The organism is Carboxylicivirga sp. (genome assembly GCF_982718395.1).
The window spans coordinates 34,404-54,768 of record NZ_CEXQWX010000020.1; the positions used below are offsets into that span (position 1 = coordinate 34,404).

Here is a 20,365-nt window from a genome sequence, read left to right on the forward strand (position 1 = left end):
TCATATCCTAAAAGTTCATTGTTAAGAAAAAATTAGGGGTAAATCCGATAAAGTTGACATCCGTTTCTATAAAAGCATCATCAACCTTCTCAAACTCTTTATACCACACGTTTCTTCTGTTATATAGATTGAACAAAGACAATCCCAGTTCGCAATTAAGTTTACCGAGATGGAACGTATAATTACCACTTAAATCGAGACGGTGATAGGCGGGCAGACGTGAGCCATTTTTATGACCTACAGCTACATAGTCGATTACCGAGCCATCCAACATGGTTAAAGTATAAGCACCAATTGGCTTTGTATAGGGTTTTCCGCTTGCATACACCCATGTGCCCGCAAAAGTGAATTTACCTATGTTATAAGAACCGACCAATTTAAGCTCATGTGGCGTATCATGCGATGCCGGATAATCACTCTCACTGATATCAGGGAAAGAATTAGCTATCTGTGACAAGGTATAGGATACCCATCCGGTGAAATCGCCAAACTTACGCTGAACTAATAATTCCAGACCCTTCACGTTTCCGGTCCCTTCAAAGAAAGGCTGAGTCTCTTCATCTTCCGAAGTTGTGATGCGAGGTGCATATTCCGACAAGCCCTTCAATTGCTTATAATAGGCTTCCGCACTCAGCAGCCAATCTTTTGTTTCAAAAGAAGATCCGATGATGTAATGCCTTGCACTTTCTACAGGGATTAAGTCATCATCCGTCATTACCCAAAAGTCGCGGCTACCCTGCATAACATCTTCGCGGATCACCCGTTTGGTAAATTGATGATAAAGTCCATAAGCAGCACGTAATGTCCACCTGTCTGCAGGTTGATATTGCAATTGCAATCGCGGTTCAAGATATAGCTTATCCGTATTATCGTAATAACTGGCACGTATTCCTCCCGTTAAAGATAAGTTCGATTGTATCTTGTATTTATCCTGAATGTAGAAAGATGCTATTACTCCATCATCCATCCGGTTAACAATATCAATGGAATCATTTAAACGGTATAAGTAATGGATATCATTCATTGTCAGCTGAAGACCAAAATCCAGCAAATGGGATTCATTTAGCGAGTACTGATAATCGTTTTTCAAGGTGTAGTCAAGTACATTATTATCTTCTTTTGAACCAATATGCTTTGTTATAACCTCGCCATCCTCTTTAGTAATTTCAGAGTTAGAATAACGATTACGATTACTGAAATAATCAGAGTAAGAAGCCACCAATTTGGAGTGAAGACGTGGGTTCCATTGTCTTCCCCAACGAACGCTGATACCTGTATTCCCCCAGTTGGTTAAATCATTAATATCATTCAGAAAGTTAAAGGAGTACTGCGAATTACTGTTTTCGTTCAAACGCGAATTATCTAAGTTATCCTCTCCGTTATAAAAAGAGACAGACAGTACATCTTTATCACCTGGTTTAAGAGTTAGCTTGGTGTTCAGGTCGTAAAATTGAAATTCAGGTTCATTCACATATTTTGACAAGCCGGCGTCTTCCAGACGTTCAGCCGCTGTGGTTTTACCATTTAAGTCAAATATATCGTTGTACAGACTGGTTTTAATTACATCCGTTAAGGAGCGACGATATGCCAGTAACAGACTTCCTTTGCTCCATAATGGAATTTCAGTGTAAGCATTGGCACTGATAGAGCCCAGGCTAAGTCCTCCTTTTAATGTGTTTTCATTACCTGTTTTACCTGTTAATTCAACCACACTGGAAGTACGACCGCCAAACCTGGCTTCATAACCGCCTTTATAAAGCTGAACATCTTTAATGGCATTGGAATTAAACGCACTGAAAAACCCATAGAAATGATCTACATGGTAAACCGTAAAATCATCGAATAATACCAGGTTCTGATCGGGTGTTCCTCCTCTCACATATAAACCTGATGATGACTCATTGCTTCCGCTGACACCCGGCAACAATTGCATTGATCGGAAGATATCTTTTTCTCCAATACCAGGCAGTGCTGAAATATTTTTAGGCGAAATGGAAATCTGACTAATATTTTCGGCCGCCTTCATCATTGCTTTCGATTCAGCGCTTACAAGCACTTCGGTTAAACTCTGACTGTTATTACTTAATTCAACTGTAATAAACCCGATACCTTTATCAATCTCAACTTCCAGAGGGTTATATCCGATATAACGAATAACCAGGGTGACATCTCCATCTGATACATTTTGCAAAGTAAAATAACCATCCTGGTTGGTGGTTGTTCCCAATTGTGATTCTTTGATCTGCACTGATGCATATGGCAAGGATTCTCCACTGCTTTTTTCTTTAACAATTCCGCTAAGGGTTCGCTGAGCAGCAATTAATGTCGGAATGCAGATTATCAATAAAATAAACTGTAATCTTAATTTCATAGCTGTTAACATAGATTTAGAAAATGGCCTGATAGCCGGAGATCTATCAGGCCTGTTCATGGATTAGTTATTCATCAAAGCTTAGCACACTTGTATAATCACTATACTTAATGGTGCCGTTGTTTGAATAAACTTCTCCATATGAACTTTCACCCACGTATGTAAACTTTATCTCTCCTTTCTTGATTTTATTGGTTATACGGTTAATCTCCAACCCTTCGAAAATCAGCTCAATATCAGAATCAAAACTATCATCATATACTTTGGAATATTGAAAGCCATTACGGGTAGATGTACCGCTTAGCATATAGAAATCACTTGCTTCGTCAACTTCCGTCATCACCCAGGTATTGTTTATTTCATCCTCCGATTCGACATAGCTTGTTTCGTACTCACCTGTTGCTAAAGAATTCAATTCAATAGTATTTTCAACATGTGTGGCCTCATAGTCAAGCTCATAGTTATAATAGCCATATGGTCCTTCATAAAAGTTCTGTAACGTTTCCGAGTAATTATCTGCCGGATCTGTCAGGCTCACATTGGCCACGCTGGAAGCTATTTCCACCTGCTTTTCCAATCCATATGAACCTACTTCAACAAAATCACTAACGATGTTTTCAATTAAATCAGGATGACCAAAGATATACACCACTTTTTCCTCTTCTGATTCACATGATACAAGGCTGATAGCAAATAGTGATACAAACAAATACTTTAAAATTGATTTCATGAGTTTATGTTTTTATTAGTTGTGTGAAAAATGTTTAGAAACTGTTTAAGTTTTATCCTTTGGCTTATTTTGGCGACTTAAGCCCTCATACTGCTGCAAAAACTCTTTAAATAGCGATGCTATTCGCATCATTTTTGTCTTGTCTGAGAACTTAATTCATCCAAACTAACTCTCAAAAACAAAATTTAAACAGTTTCTTAGTTCTTTGACTTTCTGTGTTCTTTTAGCTTTTTCTTCATTTCTTCCTTGCTATCCTGGTAAAGTTTGTACTGATCTTTCGTTAGTACATCCTTTAAAGCCTCGTCTTTCTCCTGCTGTGCTGAGCGAAAGGCTTTAAACTTTTGCATGCGATCTGTTTTTTTAGCAACTTCATCAAGGGCCTGAGCTGCTTTCAGGTTAATGGCTTTTACAAGTGGAACCTGATCATCGGTCAACTCAAGCTTTTCCTTCATCATCTCGGTCTGCATTTCAGCTCGTTCTTCGGCTGGTGGCAGGTTGTCTAAGTTTCTCGAATCTTGTGCAACGGTTGTTAATTGGCTGCACATTACGATTGTCAGAATGAATAATAACTTTTTCATGTTTATCGTTTTTATAATTGTTAATTGATTTTCATAATTCAAATATAGATGGCAACAAAGCGCTGTTTAGCCGGATTTAAACCAACGACATTTTTGATACCACCAACTACAAATGCAAATCGTTAAAAGAGTATGAAATGTATAGATGTACCGGACTTTCAGCCCTCAATTACATTATCTACTGACCATAGCCCTAACGGACTATGCTAATATGTATCGTCCTTTTCAGGACTGTTAAACATTGCTCTTAATCTGGCCTGTAATGATAAAGCACTGAAGGTGCGGTACATTAAATATCAGTTTCAACGATTGGCATTACCAATAGATACTTATCAGAATTTATATTTGAAGGTGAGCATCACATATTGCTTTAAGCTATTGCTTTGAATCTGTTCGGTATATGTCTCGTGAATACTGAAGTTGACTCCCTGGTTTTGATTAAGAATATCGTATGCTCTCAGTTCGATACTTGCCCTGTCTTCCTTCAAAAACTGTTTGGTAATAGAAGCATTGAGCAACATATAATCTTGCGACTGGTAATCATCAAAGTAGTTAAACGTACTATAATTACCATCCAGTCCCAGTTTCCAGCTATCGATAAACTCAATGGATGCTTCGAGCTTTAAATTATTCTGAAGGAACCGCGTCTCATTATCCGACTCTGAATTAGATGAATGGTTATAGATCAACTCATTCGACAGCAGGAAATCTACTTTTTGTGAGATGTTACTTGCCAACGATATGTTTAAAGCGCCAGAATGGTTAAAGGCAGTCAATTCAACATCTTGCAGAATGGCCGGGATTTCACTGTAGGTATATTTCATACCAATATTCAGATTGGAACGAAGCAACTTTACCGGAAAAGCATAATCAGAACCAGCCATCAGATTGAAGTAGCCATCCATGTTAACCGGCTGAAATACGTTTGTTCCGGCCGCCAGTTGGTAACCATAAACATTTTGAACTTCATCGGTAAAGTAATTCTTTACGCCAACAAAATTATCTGAATACCGGGCAAACACATAGGCTGAGAAAAAACGGGATTTCTCGCTGTTGGTCTGCACATACCGGGCAACACCCATAAACTGCACTCCTTGCTCCAGGTTTGGATTACCGATGGTTACTTTTAAGGGCTCTGTCATGGTAACAGTCGGCTGAAGCTGAGTTATGGAAGGCATCACGGTTGAGCTGCGAACCAGGAAAGACAATGTTTGCTTACTTGATATAAAGCACTTGCCAAAAAGAAGTGGATGAATCGCGTAATTGTAATGGTTTGTTTCGTAATCCTCTTCTGGTATTAAAAATGATTTATCGGTACTGCTTTGCTCAAAACCAAGGCCGGCATTAAACACAAACTTTAAGCCCATTGAACTGTATCCCAGTTCGGCACGGTTAATATTATAATTAAAGTATGACTCATCCATCACCCAATTGGTTGAATATTGTTGTGCAGAAGTCAACATGGCTTCCTTATTTGCTGAAGACCAGCCATAGGTTGAGCTAAGCACAAAATTCAGGTTCGAAAATATCGACAAAGGCTCTTTATAAGCTATCCGGGCAAACACCTTATTATCAGTTCCATCAAGTACTTCCTTGTTATCAACGAGCAATTCACTTCCCTGAATATCGGTAACATCAGCTCCAAGCATACTGTTTTTATCGTTCTGTTGAAGCGTCAGGTTAGCAATGGTAGCTAATGAACGACCGCTATCACCAAACTTATGCAACCAGATGGCCGTTGTACCGGAATACAGTTGTTCACTACTTGTTGTGTTCTCTGAACGGCTGGTATTCAACATTGAATTTGCTGTATATCCATCCTTTTGAGTTATTCCATGGAAACTACCGTCTATGTAACTGAATTTCCCACTCACAATAAGCTTATCATTACCTTTCTCGTAGTTATATTTCAGGTTGATTTTATGACGATAACTGTCTGAGTGAGTCGTATCCGAAATATCATAAAACAAAGCATCCTGATAGTTTTGAGAACTTAATTGCTCCAGTGTATTCTCTTGTTTGCCATAAGTGTAATCCAGTGAAAGTTGTGTTTTGTCGTTAGGTTCAAAATGATAATTGGCGGCAATGTTACGTGTGTTCTGTTCTCCTGCCAGCGGCTCATTGGCCGATACTAATCCCAACTTACTTTGTACTTGGGCTTCAAAACTCTTAAAATCTGACATATCTGCCCGACTTTTATTCACATTGTTATTGTCATTCAGAATGGTCAGATCATGTTTCTCATTGGCATACATGATTGTATTTTCCACATCGTAATAAGCATCTGTACCCAAACCTGCACTTAAGCTTCCCAACCAGTTTTTACGACTTCCCTCCTTGGTAATAATATTAATAGCTTTTACACTATTACCACTTGCATAACCTGTAAATGCAGCTATTTCACCATAATCATCGTACAATTCGATACTTTTAATAACATCTGCGGGCAAAGCGTTGAGTGCCTGCTTGGGATCATCTTCAAAAAAAGGCTTACCATCGATATAAATTTTCTGCACTTTTTCGCCTTGCACCTCAATTTTGTCCTCACCGGTTTTAAAACCCGGTAGTTTTTTAATCAGGTTAATTCCTATAGCGTCGTCATTGACCTTGACCGCTGAGGCTTTAAAGGATAAGGTGTCCCCTTTTTGAACGGCAATGGGCACTTTGCCGTTCACCTGAACTTCATTAATGGCAATTTCTTCAGCTTTCAGAGCTACACGCCCCAGATCATGGTTCTCATTTAATGCATTGAACTCTAAAGCCATTCTTTCATACCCCACAAAATAGATTTTAAGCTGATGGTATGAACTATCAGCTTTTACTTCAAGCCGAAACACCCCCTCTATATCGGTAATCGTTCCTTTTCCGGTTTGATGAACAACAGAAGCGCCAGGAAGAGCTTCACCAGTGCCGGCATCTACCAGCTGACCTTTAATCGATGTATTGTTTTGAGCAACAACTTCAACCCAAAAGGTTGATAACACTACAAGAATAATTGAAATAGTTCGTCTCATCGTTTTTTTAGGAGCAAAAGTATCTGCACGCATAGCGACTCTTATCCCTATTCAACCAACGACATAATATCTAACACCAATGTCTATAGCTGATTATGAAATGGGCGAGTAATGAGATTCACTGTTTAAAGGTTGACCCCTTTCAGGGTTCATGATTTCTGAGGTCACTATTCCACGGGCTTTACCCGTGGTTATCTATATTTACCCCCATTCGGGGAGATAGTGACTATGTATTGCTATCAAGGTTTAAAAGGCTTTCAGCCTTTTTTATTGGCAACCCGACTGATATCTCCATTATAAGTCTCAACTCTGAAAGAGGTGAACTACATCTTATAATGTTGTCATAAACACTCAAAAACTGCTGTTGGTTATACTTTTTGAGTTGTTGGTTGAAGCATATCTGTCTGATGGAAATGATAATACTTCCTTTGGATTGCAAACGAACAAATATTAACTTTCTTTCGATGAAACCAACACATTATATATTACACATCTGCATCTGGATTGGGCTGATTTTATTAAGGGTACTCTCCAAAAACAGCAATGAATTAGAGGAAGCAATAATCATTTCAATTACTTTATATGGTATATATGCTCTCACATTTTATGGCTCTGTATTTATTCAAAGACAAACATTTGAAAAGAAACGCTTCTTATCATTTTCCATATACTTGGTCATTTTATTTGTTTTAGGTACAGTTGTACTACGTGTTTCTTTCAAAATACTCGATTACATCCTTCATGCCGAAATCCCCTTTGGAGTAAAGCAATATGGTTTTATACGTATCTTATTTGTACTATTAACCAGTTTTGTATATCGCCTTATCATTAATAAACAGCAGGTTGAGAATCAAAAGAACGCTGTGTTACTCGAAAAAAAAGAAACAGAGCTTCAGTTTCTGAAAAACCAGATCAACCCTCATTTCTTTTTTAATACGCTCAATAACATATATGGTCTGAGTTACAACAGTAATCCCAAAGCACCTGAAGCTATTTTAAAATTATCGCACGCAATGCGTTATATTATTTATGAAACGCAAAGTGACCGTGTACCTCTGGCAAGAGAACTTGATTTTATCAGTAATTACCTGGAACTGGAACGACTTCGGCTTTTGCATCCTGAAAACCTTACATACAACAGAGCTGACAGTCACATAAGCTATAAAATTGCACCTCTTATTTTACTTCCTTTTATTGAGAACTGTTTTAAACACGGTGATATTGTTACTAATCCTAATGGAAAAGTGGAGATTAATATCTGGATAGAAAACGAGTATCTGCATTTCTCTTGTGTCAATAGTTTTGCAAAGCAACAAAACCATGTATACGGTGGCGTTGGGAATGATAATGTAGCTAAACGACTTGAATTGATTTATAAAGATGAATACAAACTGGAAAAACAGATTGAAGAGAACCAGTATTTTGTATTTCTTGAATTGCCATTAAACAAATAACAGAATGGAAAAAATAAGGTGCATAATTATAGACGACGAACCGATTGCAGTTGATTACCTGAAGAATTATGTGTCGCAAATGCCTCAACTTGAGTTGCTGGCTACCTTTAACAATGCGACAGATGCCTATCCTTTCTTACTAAAGGAGCAGATAGACCTCATGTTTTTGGATATTCAAATGCCGGGTTTAACGGGTCTTGATTTTATCCGTACACTTAATAGCAAACCACATATTATTCTCACTACAGCTTACTCTGAATATGCGTTGGAAGGTTTTAACCTCAGTGTTACAGACTATCTGCTTAAACCAATAAGTTTTGAGAGGTTTGCACAAGCTGTTTTAAAAGTTAAACCTGTTGAATCTCCTTCCGGGAAGGTTAATATTGAAGAAGCTGAGAAAAAATACCTGTTTCTGAAAAGTGGTTATAAGTCGGTTAAAGTGTGGATTAAAGACATTACCCATGTTGAAGGTTCGAAGGAATATATCACCATTTATTGTAGTGATGGCAAGAAATACCTGAAACACGAACGCCTGAAAAATATTGAAGAAGAATTCGTCATGCACTCCTTTGTTCGTATCCATAAGTCTTACCTGGTTAATCTGGAACATATTTCAAGCTATTATGGTAATACCCTTGAAATTGGTGATATCAAATTACCGATTGGAAGAGCCTATAAAGAGAACCTGAGGAAATTGATTGAATAAGATTGGTTCTCTTTATTACCATCTGCTATTCGAAAGTTTTTGTTTCCTGCGGATTGCGAATATTATTGCTGATTTTTATTTACCTAAACAGATGAAATACTTTTAGCTGGCATCCTGCTATCTGCGGGCAATGCGGTCCTGCCTTCGGATTTATATGCTTCATGCCTTATGGCTATGTTATATACCTGACACCTGTAATGCTTCTAAGGTCAGAGGTTCTCACCTACATAGGTAATATACCCCAGATAGTCCTATCTGGTATCTCAGAGCGCTACTGCTCTCTAATTAAGAGCCTCATAGCTCTATATCCAAGAGCGCCGTGGCTCTGTACCTAAGAGCTTTATAGCTCTGTATCTCGGAGCACTATAGCTCTGCATTTAAGAGCACTGTAGCTCAGCATATTTGAGTAGTGTATGTTGGAAGGTATATGGTTCCCTGTTGTGTGTATGTTTCCTTAGTATTTGCGAGATGCGATCAATTGACATTTTTGTGGAGAGAAATTTAACCCGCGATAAGTAAAAGTACCGTTCAACCAACCACTGCTGTTTAAAAAGAATCAAAACACATTAAGTGTATATTTATCTTGCCTTCGGCGACTTACTTTTTCCTTCAGGTGAAAAACTAAGGAAAAACCCCGTTGGCTACAGCACTCATTGACCCACTAAGCATTCATTTCGGAAAAGATTTAAAGAGTTACAGCTTCGGTTCCAAATCTTTTTATCCTTCATTTCATGCAGTGGGTACCCCAATGTCATTGCTGAGGCCAAAAACCAATTTGCCCATTAACAATCTCTCTCCTTAATTAATACAGAGCGAAGGCATATTCCATTTGCGATCTAATGGCGGGGTGAATAAGAATTAATGTGTGGTAATTTTATGAGATATTTGAAATAGTATTCAACCCAGAAATATGATCACGGCTTGTTTCTCTCACTAATATACCTCAATAAAGATTTTGGATGGTTGATATCGACATCTTGTCCCAATTCCCAAATCATTATGCCTCCAAGGTTCATTTCCCGGATCAATTCCATTTTAGAATCCAGTGTTTTTGGAACATCAAAAAAATAGCCGTTATAGACACCTTTGGGACTAATGGCATCTGAATGTCCTTCCACCGCATTATAAGACATATCTTTTTTCCACCACCAGCGGTGACGACCATAAAACGGAACACCAGCAAAAAGTTTTTCAGCCGGAATACCTTTACGTATAAATCGCTTTATTGTGCGCTTAACCAATGTGTATGAGGCCTGCCCTTTTAGCGGACTAAAATTATCATACAACATCAGGTTAACACCACTAATATAGGGTTCTACCGATGCTGTTAAGCGAGCTTGCTTGTTCCAGAACCCCACCGCTACCGTTATATCAATGCCTTCAGGATTTAATACAGCGTTTAGATCCTTAATCAACAAACGAAACCCCTCTTTTTGTGCCTTATTTTTGGGAAACTCCCAATCAATATCTACTCCTTTTAGCTGGTATTGCCGGCACAATTCAAGCGTTTGTCTGCAAAAATTGGCTCTTGATTCTGAATCGGCCGTCATCTCAATAAAGAAGTCGGACGCTCCCCATCCTCCAAAACAGATGCTCATGTTAACAGAACGGTCTCCTTTTAATTTTAATAAGTAATTTAAATCCTTATCAATATCCTTCCTATTGATATTTCCGTCATCATCTACCTTTACGCCAAAGTAAATAGCATCATTAATATGATCAAACACATCTTCAGTCATTTTTGCAACGCTCCTGTCTGGTATATATCCCACCACACGTATCTTGTTACTATTTTGTGCATGAACAGATATTGCCGCCAAAAAACTTAATACCAATAAATAATTCTTAACCATGTTGCTCATCTTTAAATTATCGCTGATCTTCATTTCCAATGTATAGATATTACATACCTTTATTGGAGGATGAAGATAGATGAATCGTATATTCAGTAACTGCAGGCTGGTTTAAATGCTCCAATAAAGGGATAAATACACACGATTGGGTCAAACAATCCATAAGTGGGATTAATTATACTTGGTTATTATCTCTATTCGTACCTTAATTCGATAAGCGGAATTTATAGCCCGCAGATGACGCGGATTTTCGCTGAAAATGTTTTCATATACCTGGATTAATGAAAATATGTGGTAACTCGACTATTTCAAGACAAATTCTACATTATCATGATAAAAGAAAACAATAGATGCTACATTTTCTCATTACAACCCTTAAAAAGTTGTTAAGCAAAATTTGATTTCCTTTTTTACTCACCAGCTGACATTTACATACTGCTAATAGTCAGCAGGTGAGCGGACGATGCTCATGGTTCCAAGTGTGTGTCTTCAGGTTGTTAGGACGCAAGTCAGAGTCATTAGAATGCATCTGTTGCTGTCATGAACGATGCTTATGGTGGCGCAAACGCACCTTCAACTCATTCATACGTCTATCAGGATGATTCGAAAGCATCTGTTACAACCGCGGACAATGCTCATGGTCTCGCAAACACATATTCAGATCATTCATAAGTAATGTCAGGGTAATTCGAAAGCATTTGCTGCAACAGCGGACGATGCTCTTGGTCACGCAAACGCATCTTCAGGTCATTCATATGCGTGTCAGGATAATTCGAACGTATCTGATGCAATCTCGAACAATGCTCATGGTCTCGCAAGCACGTCTTCAAGTCATTCATACGCCTATCAGGATGACTCGAAGGCATCTGTTGCAATCGCGGACGATGCTCTTGGTCACGCAAACGCTTCTTCAAGTCATTCATACGCTTATCAAGGTGATTCTAAAGCATCTGCTGCAACCACAGACGATACTCATGGTCACGCAAACGCATCTTCAGGTTATTCATACGCGTATTAGGGCGATTCGAAGGCATCTGATGCAACCACAGACAATGCTTATGGTCTCGCAAATGCATGTATAGATCGTTCTAAAGTATGTCAAGATAATTCATAGACATTTATTACAACCGCTTACAATACTTATGGTTCTGCGGACACATCTTCATACATCTCATATATGTTTATCCGTTAATTAACCACTTTCATCAGGAATATTTATTGATTCGTCAATTACTATTATTGTTAATTTGGTTTTTATTGCCCGCCCATATATCTTTCATAATTATTATCAAATAAACCTCATAATAAGATGAACAAAACTCAACAAAATCAAAAGTCAATGTTTAATGCTGTTGCTGATACTTTCGGCACTTACAGTTCCGTACTAGACACTAACCCTGCAATGACAAGTGCCCGCACCGTGTTTGGTGAGCATATGAGTGAACTTGAACAAGTCGTGATGATCCAGGCTGGTCATTCGGTGGGTCATGCCGAATTAAAGCAAAAGGAAGAGGCGGAAATGATACAGGCAGCCATTCAGGTGGCTGCTATACTCTACGTATATGCCATTGATAATGACTTGCCTGAATTGCAGGCCAAGGTCAGCGTGTCGCCATCCGCGCTTCAACGCAAGAGTTCGGAACAATTGAAAACGGCCTGTCTCAATATCCATTCACTGGCCGTGAAGCATAAGGATATATTTGTGGATTATGGCAGTGCACCTGAAAAAGTGGATGAGTTGAAAAAAGAGATTGATGATTTTATTACTGTTATCTCGGCTCCACGCTCGGCTATAGTTACCCGTTCGCAGGCCACTCAACGTATGAAAGAACTTTTCTCGGAGATCAATCAGTTATTAAAGAATAAAACTGATAAACTGATGCTGTTGTTTGAGCATAGTCATCCTGAAGTGTATCAAAACTACAAGGCTGCGCGCATTATTGTGAACCTGCACAAAGGCGGTAAGAGGGAGGAAGTTGAGGAAGTGGAAAGTGAGATGGAATAGTTAGATGATTGAGGTGCTAAGCCCGGAATGGTGCCGGGTTTAGTACTATGTAACTGTTGTGTGTTGGCGAAAAACGGGTTTTGGGTTCAGAGTTTAGAGTTGAGGAGTTGATGGAGGACCGGGGACGGGAGACAGAAGACCGGGGACGGGAGACGGAAAAGGATTTGCAGCTAAACCTCCAAACTCCTTTAGGGCTTTGATGAACAGCTTGGTACCTCTAACCCCTAAAGGGGAACTGATTTACAGCTTGAATATGCGTGTTGATATTTCTTTATGGTGTAAGTGCGGAGCGAGTGATACGGAATTGGTATCAAGGTTATTTGATTTACAAGTCAAAAAGTCAATTTTCAATTGGATGAGATCTTAAGTCAACGGTCAATAATCTGTGATGAACGAAAGCTCCAACCTACAAAATGACTTGCACGTTGCTTTCCCTTTAAGGATCAAAGGCGCGCGATGGTGAATAAATAGAATATAAGCACCTAACATGAAGTTGAAAGGAAGCAGAGCAGAAACAGGAACTGTTTCCTAATACTTTATTGAATTCAATTCAGTAATAAAAACAATACTCTTTTACGGAGATAACAATACTTAAAAATTATAGGCGACCCGCCTGTCAGGGTAAAACAATTAACATGAAAACATTAAGTATTTTAATGATTATCATTTCTATGGTATGCATGTCTTTTACTAATCAAGATGAGAAGACAAAAAATCATCGGAACGTCAAAAAAATAAATCAAACTGTCAGTTTATCTCAAGATGAGATAACAAACCTAAATGTTTTATTCTCTGAATGTGATGAAAACAGGAAAAAATTAAAAGAAGGAAATTCTAATGATGAAGAACGCAAGCAATTAATTAAAAGACAAAAGGAATTACAGATTGAAATAAAAACCATAATTGATAACGCAAAGAAGTAATTATTCAATTAAATAAATAAACCATGCAAAAATATTTTATTACCACAGTTTTATTATTATTAAGCAGTTATATTTATTCACAAACTGTTCTTCCTTATTCTGATACAGAGGCTTATGATTTCTATGATTTAACAAATACTTCAGGAACCTTTACTTTTGAAGATCCTGGTTATCCAACAATGGTATATATCTTTATGTATTCCTTCAATGTATATGATGGAGCTATACTTCAAGTCCGTAATAAACATACTAAAGAAGTTATAGACAATCTTACGGATGATGACATAGTTATTGAAAAATGGTATGAAAATCCTGAAGACCTTGAAATATTCTATGATGGTACTCCTGCCGATTATTTTTATTTAGAACTTGCATACCGATATGAAGATGCATTTACAGATGCAATAGATGGTTACGGAAAATTGTACCTATACAATGTTAATGAAAATCCTCTTCACATTAAAAATTATCAAACATCAGAACTTATTACTGAAGCTTCCTTTAATCCGGAAAAATACTCAATTGTGTTGGAAAATATGTTTGGACAAAAAACAGGCATTTACAATGACGGTATCCGATCTGACAGATTTCTGGATTTTAGAAGTAAACAAACAATGAATTTTTATTCTGATTATGATTTTATATTTAGAGATTTTGATGAGCAGGATAAGGTAAGAATAAACAGCGGAACAATAACTTGTGAGAATAAGGATTTTAACAATACGTATGATAATAATATTTGGTTAAGGTATACCACAGATTCATATAAATATGTACGCTTCAGATCCGGAAAACTGTCTAATGATTACACTAATTTCTTAGAAGCACACAATGATGTAACTGAGCCAATTTTATATTACACATTAAAATCAAAAGATGTAGGCGGTAACTTTAATAATCAGGCAGGATTGGTGTTTGACATTAAATACTATGATAGTGAAGCAGGTGTAGGAGATAATAATGCTGTTCTTTTTAAATCCGGGTTTAATAATCATTTAATGTCCATTAAGGGCAATGGAAATGTTTGGATGAAAAAAGACCTCCAGGTAGACGGTATTGTTAAAGCCCCCGAAGTACTGGTTGAATCACTGGGAGGTGCCGACTTTGTTTTCGAAGATAACTACCACTTAAAGGACCTTACCGAGGTAGAAGCTTTTATAAAAGCCAATAGACATTTACCTGAAATACCAAGTGCAGCTGAGATGGATGAGGCAGGCGTGAACCTGGCTGAGATGAACAAGCTGCTGCTGATGAAGGTGGAGGAGCTGACGCTTTATTCCATAGAGCAGGAGAAGAAAATTGAGGAATTAACAGAGGACAGAAGACGGATGACGGAAAAGAATAACGAGAAGGTTGAGAGTTTAGAGTTTAAGGTTAAGGAGTTGTTGGAAGACCGGGGACAGGTAAGAAGTGAGAGACGAGCGATGAGAAGTGAGATGGAAGCGTTAAGGAAGATGGTGGTGGAGATGATCGAAGCAGCGTCTCAATCACGACTATAAATATTATTCAAAGGCACTATTACCATTATGCCGAATAACTATAAATAAATGTTAAGTATGAAAGAAATATATTTAATTAGAGCAATCAAATACCTTTTGTTATTTGGGATGCTCCTATGCAGTCATGGTGTTTTCTCACAGGAAGAGAACATCCCGATAGATGTCAATGTGGTTCCTCCATCTCCCGATGCATCGGCTTTGGGAAAATACGGGGAAATACCCACAGATATGGCGAGCGGTATACCCCAGATCAATTTACCTCTCTATACGATCAGTAATGGCGATTTAAACTTAGACATCAGCTTAAGCTATCATGCAGGTGGCCATAAGGTCAAAGAGGAAGCCTCCTGGGTTGGGTTAGGCTGGACGCTATCGGCCGGCGGAATGATCACCAGAACTGTGCGCGGTAATGACGACACCGGTAGTAATGGTTACTATTCAACGTATTTTGATGTTGAAGCCATTCTCAATAATACATCCGGCAAGCTGGATGCTATGCGCCGGATAGCCGATGGTGAAAGTGATGGTCAGCCTGATATCTTTTTCTATAATTTCGCCGGTCATTCAGGTAAGTTTTTCAGAGATCCTGTGAGTGATGAATACCATTTGATGCCCAACAACAGCGACCTGAGAATTGAAAAAACAGGGCTGAATGAATGGGTCATCACGGCACCTGATGGCACCGGTTATTTCTTTGGAGGATCAGAACACCTTGAGACGACTCTTTCAGAATCTTCTACAGGAAACTCGCAATATTATACTTCGACCTGGCTGTTGAAACAGATCAAGTCCCCCACCAGAAAAACTATCGATTTTTCTTATGATGATACGTTTAGTTCCAGTTCCTATGTGGATATATCACAATCAAAACTGATAACACCAGGGTATTACGCATGTAGTCCTAGCCCATATCCGAAGACCAGCAAAAGTTACAGTCTTGCCACATATACGTCCAGGAGATTGACACATATTGATTTCCCGGAAGGACAAATAGAATTTGTTGCTGATTTTTCGCGTGGGGATATTTCGGGAACCAATGTAAAAGCTTTAACAAAGATTAAGATTAAAAAAAAGGATGGTTCCCTGGTAAAAGGATGGGAATTTGATTATGGCTATTTTGGAGATGATCCACCCAATATAACATGCAGCCGATTGAAGCTTAATTTTATTGATGCTCTCTCACAAGAAGAGGATGAAAAAGAGAGGTATTATGAATTTCAATATAACACCACTGAATTACCATGTAAAAGTTCATATGCTGTAGATCACTGGGGATATTTCAATAATGAAACAACGAACAATACCTACATCCCAAAGGATGAGGATAACAGAAACGGACGCTTCCCTGATGGTGCCAATCGCCAGCCTGTTGAAGAGTATATGAAAGCCTGTATATTAACGCAGATCACATACCCTACAAAGGGGCACACCCGTTTTGAATATTCAGCCAACGAATATTATACGGAAAGGGAGATAATAGAATCAGGCAGTACCTATGAAGAAATCGATCTCCGTCAGGCCAATGCTCCTGAAACGATTACTCAAAGTATTGAGATAGATTTTGATCAGAATGTGACGCTGCAATACAGGCGATACAATACCGGCGATGATCCCTGTACCTCGGTTATATCACTGGACGGACAGATTTATGGCGGTACACATACAAGCATTAAGACAGAAAAGGTTTTTCTTAGTGCCGGGACTTATGAGCTGTTAGCCTCCATAAACAATTATGGTGATGCCGCCTGGTGTAAATTAACGTTTGAAGAGCAAACCGGCAGTCATATGATCTATTCAGATATTGCCGGAGGCCTGAAGGTTGATAAAATCACCAGGGATTTTAATGGTGAGATAACTACCAAAATTTATGACTATCAAACAGATGACCTGGAATCTTCCGGTTACCTTGTAAACGGCAATTATGGCGAATACATTGAAGACAGGTATGATTACAGCTTTAACACCTATACAAGAATAGGCACCGGAACTGATTGCCAAATGAAAATTTGTGGTACGGTTATAGGACGTAAGTCATCCAGTTCATGGTTTTTAGGTAGTGGAGACAGGCCTGTTTCATACACCCAGGTGACTGTTACCGAAGATGCAGCCGGCAGTAATGGTAAATCCATACATCGATTTACGAAAGCCTTAAACTCATCAGGCAGTTCAGTTAGCCCACCGGTCAGTTACTCCTGGCGAAGGGGGCTGCCGCTCGAAAATTTATACAAGGATGCAGCCGGTAATGATGTGAAACGGGAGGTATTTGACTACAACAAAGCCACTAATATTCCTTCTCCAAGACTGACATCTGTTTTTTCGCAGTATATGAAAAATGACCTCTGTCAAAACGATCAGGATCAGTTTTATGAACCCTATACCAGTCATTATCATTCGGAATGGTATCGCCTGGATGAAGCCAGGTATTATACTTATCATGGTAGTAATGAAATGGAAACAATCGTAATCAATGAGTATGGAAGCACGAGCCATAAAAATATTACTAAAGTGACAACCTATCTGAGTAATGGAAAGACTAAAGAGGAGTGTTATGAATATCCTACAGATGTAGGAACTACCCAGGGAAGCGGGGTCCCGCAGAAAATGCTGGAGAAATTCATGATTTCACCTGTGGTGAATGAGATAACAAAAATAAACGGTACTAAAACTTTTGAGTCGCATAATGATTTCACATATGATGGCAGATATGACTATGTAACATTATCATCAAAAAAGGTGTATCCTGCCGGAATAGCTTCCGATTTTCAACAATATGATATTGTAGAACGTGATGAATTTGGAAACATCCTGCATTACCTGTTGCAGGATGGAACAAAGGTTGTTTTCAGTTGGGGATATGACAACACCTTACCTGTTGCTAATATCGTTAACCTGTCACTGTCATATATTGATGACAATACTAACAATATTCAGGCAGAACTGGATAAGCTGGATGGTTATACCAAGATTACAAGCACCAATCGTTCGAATCTGAAGACCAATAACGATGCTATCAGAACAGCTTTACCGCCAGGTGCCCTTATCACGACCTATACCTACGATCCTTTGGTTGGGATGACCTCCCAGACCGATCCCAACGGGCGCACGACCTATTACGAGTACGATGAATATGGTCGCCTGAAATTTGTACGTGATCAGGACTTTAACATCATTAAAAAGCATGAATACCATTATGCCGGTCAAACTTCTAACTAAACTTACTATGAATTCTATAAGAACAATCAGCTTATGCTGTCTTATGCTGCTTGGTTTGCAGGTCGATGCACAGGAAAACCAAAAAATATGGCACTGGATGCAGCAGCTCGGAGGCAGCGGATGGGATATTGTCAATGGTATTACGATTGATGATAAAGACAATATTTATATTGCCGGGGCATTTACCGAAACTTTACAGGGTGGTAAAAAGAATGTCAAAAGTGAAGGTAACCGTGATATTTACGTGGCACGTTATAATAAAAAAGGCAGGGTTCAATGGCTGTGGCAGGCCGGAGGTGAGTACCTGGACAAGATCAATGCCATTAAAAAAGCACCGGATAATGATCTTTACATCACGGGCTTATTGCATGGTGAGATGAAGTTTGGTAAAGAAAAGATTACCGGTCAGGGGAAAAAGCTCTTTGTGGCCCGTATCAATAAACGTGGTAAAAGCGATTGGGTTTATACGCTTCCTTATTCAGGAGCTGCATCGTCCTATTTACTGGAAACGGATAAAGACGGTAATTTAATTTGCGGAGGTATCTTTACTGACTCTTTAAGTTGTGCAGCCGCGAATTTTCAAAGCAAGGGACATCAGGATATTTTTATGCTCAGCATCAGTCCCGACGGGGTATTAAATACCATTAAACAGTATGGCGGCAAGGGCAAAGAAAAACCCGGCGCACTGGCTGCTGATAGTACTGGGAATCTGTATTTGGCAGGTTATTATGAACAGCCCCTGCATTTTGATAATGTTGAAATGCCACTGGCAAGCCAAAAACAATGCAACAACTTTATTGTGCAATTGGATAGCACCATGAAGGCAAAGTGGGGTAAAACATTTATAAGTCCGTCGTATGTCGAAATTACCGGCATGACGTGCGATAATGATAACCGCCTGTTAGCCAATGGCAACTTTAATCATGAGCTTTATTTAGACACCTTAACTTATAAAACCCAGGGATTAAGTGACTTTTTTGTGACCCGGCTGGATACTCTGGGTCGTACCCAGTGGTTGAAATCCTTTGGCGGCCGCTACGATGACCGCAGCACTGACATTAAGCTTAACAAACTGGGGGGAGCCATGGTATCAGGCAGCTTCAACGATTCCCTGCGTATGGATTCGATGATTGTCAAAAGCAAAAGCTATCGTGCCGATGCTTTTATTGCGCAGATGGATACGAGCGGGTTAGTCACATGGTTAGGTAGTTTACATGGCGATGGTGGCAGTCAGGCCAGTGGAAGTATGCTGGACAGTAAAGGTAACCTCTATCTGACAGGAGCTTTTAACGGGACACTTAATGCAGGTAACAGCGAGGTGACAACGATGGGTGATGAAGATATTTTTGTAGCGAAATATTATAATTGCCCTCCGGTAAGCAACGTTATTGATTCGCCTGAATACTTGTGCGAAGGTTCAGAAGCGATACTATCTGTAAAGAAAGAATTCAGTAATATCATTTGGAACGATACACTGAAGGATGTTCATGAAATAAGCATTCATGAAGGAGGGGTTTATCATGTGTCAATGGTTGATAAAAAAGGATGCGTGGTCACGGACTCAGTAAAAATCACGGAAATCGAAGCATATGAATTTTCATTGGGTAATGATACTTCTCTTTTGGTAAATGAACAACTTGAATTATCCGGTCCGGAAAATGTGTTCGCTTACAAATGGCAGGATGGCAGTTGTCTGAAAGACATTATTGTATACAGTGAAGAAGAAAAACCAACGCTCGAAAACTATGCGTTAACAGTAACTGACTCGCTGGGCTGTCAGTGGCAGGATGATATCAACATTGAATTTTATGAACGTCCCGGGCTAGCTAATCTTGCTGATGGCGAGAGACTGATAACCATTTATCCTAATCCTGTTGAGTCTGACTTTTACTGGAGATTTGAAACTTCAGTTGAAGTTCAAATGAATACGGAAATAACTGATATAAACGGTCAGGTGATATATCGTGAGAATATTGAGCGCTATATACCCGGTGGCACCGTTAATGTTTCTGTCAGTAA

General features: G+C 38.9%; 13 protein-coding genes. 7 read left to right on the plus strand and 6 right to left on the minus strand.

The window, feature by feature from the left end:
• Positions 1–7 precede the first annotated feature (7 nt).
• The 4 genes from AC4MRQ_RS06240 to AC4MRQ_RS06255 all read right to left on the minus strand — a co-directional run bounded on the left by AC4MRQ_RS06240 (position 8) and on the right by AC4MRQ_RS06255 (position 6,693).
• Entirely contained in the window at positions 8–2,371 is a 2,364-nt protein-coding gene (locus tag AC4MRQ_RS06240) for a TonB-dependent receptor (RefSeq protein WP_491196796.1), read from the minus strand.
• 67 nt (positions 2,372–2,438) lie between these two features.
• Complete coding sequence (locus AC4MRQ_RS06245) at positions 2,439–3,101, minus strand: hypothetical protein (protein ID WP_491196797.1); 663 nt, start codon at positions 3,099–3,101, stop codon at positions 2,439–2,441.
• Between the two features lie 197 nt (positions 3,102–3,298).
• Positions 3,299–3,679 carry a DUF4890 domain-containing protein gene (locus tag AC4MRQ_RS06250; RefSeq protein ID WP_491196798.1) on the minus strand — a complete coding sequence of 127 codons (381 nt, stop codon included), beginning with the start codon at positions 3,677–3,679 and terminating at the stop codon, positions 3,299–3,301.
• A 332-nt stretch (positions 3,680–4,011) separates the two neighbouring features.
• Positions 4,012–6,693, minus strand: a complete 2,682-nt coding sequence (locus AC4MRQ_RS06255; RefSeq protein WP_491196799.1) for an outer membrane beta-barrel protein — start codon at positions 6,691–6,693, stop codon at positions 4,012–4,014.
• A 464-nt stretch (positions 6,694–7,157) separates the two neighbouring features.
• Here AC4MRQ_RS06255 and AC4MRQ_RS06260 point away from each other — a divergent pair, with 464 nt between their 5' ends.
• Positions 7,158–8,147 carry a sensor histidine kinase gene (locus AC4MRQ_RS06260; RefSeq protein WP_491196800.1) on the plus strand — a complete coding sequence of 330 codons (990 nt, stop codon included), beginning with the start codon at positions 7,158–7,160 and terminating at the stop codon, positions 8,145–8,147.
• A 4-nt stretch (positions 8,148–8,151) separates the two neighbouring features.
• Positions 8,152–8,853 carry a LytR/AlgR family response regulator transcription factor gene (locus AC4MRQ_RS06265; protein WP_491196801.1) on the plus strand — a complete coding sequence of 234 codons (702 nt, stop codon included), beginning with the start codon at positions 8,152–8,154 and terminating at the stop codon, positions 8,851–8,853.
• Between the two features lie 914 nt (positions 8,854–9,767).
• On the opposite strand, the gene AC4MRQ_RS06270 is transcribed toward AC4MRQ_RS06265, so the two are convergent.
• Together AC4MRQ_RS06270 and AC4MRQ_RS06275 are read right to left on the minus strand one after the other, a co-directional pair.
• On the minus strand, positions 9,768–10,739 hold the full coding sequence (locus AC4MRQ_RS06270) for a glycosyl hydrolase family 18 protein (RefSeq protein WP_491196802.1): 972 nt from the start codon (positions 10,737–10,739) through the stop codon (positions 9,768–9,770).
• Between the two features lie 908 nt (positions 10,740–11,647).
• Positions 11,648–11,782 carry a hypothetical protein gene (locus AC4MRQ_RS06275; protein WP_491196803.1) on the minus strand — a complete coding sequence of 45 codons (135 nt, stop codon included), beginning with the start codon at positions 11,780–11,782 and terminating at the stop codon, positions 11,648–11,650.
• Between the two features lie 326 nt (positions 11,783–12,108).
• On the opposite strand from AC4MRQ_RS06275, the gene AC4MRQ_RS06280 reads away from it, so the two are divergent.
• The 5 genes from AC4MRQ_RS06280 to AC4MRQ_RS06300 form a co-directional block, all read left to right on the plus strand.
• Entirely contained in the window at positions 12,109–12,711 is a 603-nt protein-coding gene (locus tag AC4MRQ_RS06280; RefSeq protein ID WP_491196804.1) for a hypothetical protein, read from the plus strand.
• A 635-nt stretch (positions 12,712–13,346) separates the two neighbouring features.
• The gene (locus AC4MRQ_RS06285) at positions 13,347–13,634 is read left to right on the plus strand and encodes a hypothetical protein (protein WP_491196805.1); all 288 of its coding nucleotides are present in this window, start codon (positions 13,347–13,349) and stop codon (positions 13,632–13,634) included.
• A 23-nt stretch (positions 13,635–13,657) separates the two neighbouring features.
• On the plus strand, positions 13,658–15,133 hold the full coding sequence (locus AC4MRQ_RS06290; RefSeq protein WP_491196806.1) for a hypothetical protein: 1,476 nt from the start codon (positions 13,658–13,660) through the stop codon (positions 15,131–15,133).
• A gap of 57 nt (positions 15,134–15,190) precedes the next feature.
• Positions 15,191–18,346 carry an RHS repeat domain-containing protein gene (locus AC4MRQ_RS06295; RefSeq protein ID WP_491196807.1) on the plus strand — a complete coding sequence of 1,052 codons (3,156 nt, stop codon included), beginning with the start codon at positions 15,191–15,193 and terminating at the stop codon, positions 18,344–18,346.
• A gap of 7 nt (positions 18,347–18,353) precedes the next feature.
• Positions 18,354–20,365: SBBP repeat-containing protein (locus AC4MRQ_RS06300; RefSeq protein ID WP_491196808.1), on the plus strand; the 2,012-nt coding region annotated here is incomplete at its 3' end.

Coding starts and splice junctions, on each gene's coding strand:
- AC4MRQ_RS06240 (WP_491196796.1), bottom strand. CDS start 2,371: ATGAAATTAAGATTACAGTTTATTTTATTGATAATCTGCATTCCGACA.
- AC4MRQ_RS06245 (WP_491196797.1), bottom strand. CDS start 3,101: ATGAAATCAATTTTAAAGTATTTGTTTGTATCACTATTTGCTATCAGC.
- AC4MRQ_RS06250 (WP_491196798.1), bottom strand. CDS start 3,679: ATGAAAAAGTTATTATTCATTCTGACAATCGTAATGTGCAGCCAATTA.
- AC4MRQ_RS06255 (WP_491196799.1), bottom strand. CDS start 6,693: ATGAGACGAACTATTTCAATTATTCTTGTAGTGTTATCAACCTTTTGG.
- AC4MRQ_RS06260 (WP_491196800.1), top strand. CDS start 7,158: ATGAAACCAACACATTATATATTACACATCTGCATCTGGATTGGGCTG.
- AC4MRQ_RS06265 (WP_491196801.1), top strand. CDS start 8,152: ATGGAAAAAATAAGGTGCATAATTATAGACGACGAACCGATTGCAGTT.
- AC4MRQ_RS06270 (WP_491196802.1), bottom strand. CDS start 10,739: ATGAAGATCAGCGATAATTTAAAGATGAGCAACATGGTTAAGAATTAT.
- AC4MRQ_RS06275 (WP_491196803.1), bottom strand. CDS start 11,782: ATGCATTTGCGAGACCATAAGCATTGTCTGTGGTTGCATCAGATGCCT.
- AC4MRQ_RS06280 (WP_491196804.1), top strand. CDS start 12,109: ATGACAAGTGCCCGCACCGTGTTTGGTGAGCATATGAGTGAACTTGAA.
- AC4MRQ_RS06285 (WP_491196805.1), top strand. CDS start 13,347: ATGAAAACATTAAGTATTTTAATGATTATCATTTCTATGGTATGCATG.
- AC4MRQ_RS06290 (WP_491196806.1), top strand. CDS start 13,658: ATGCAAAAATATTTTATTACCACAGTTTTATTATTATTAAGCAGTTAT.
- AC4MRQ_RS06295 (WP_491196807.1), top strand. CDS start 15,191: ATGAAAGAAATATATTTAATTAGAGCAATCAAATACCTTTTGTTATTT.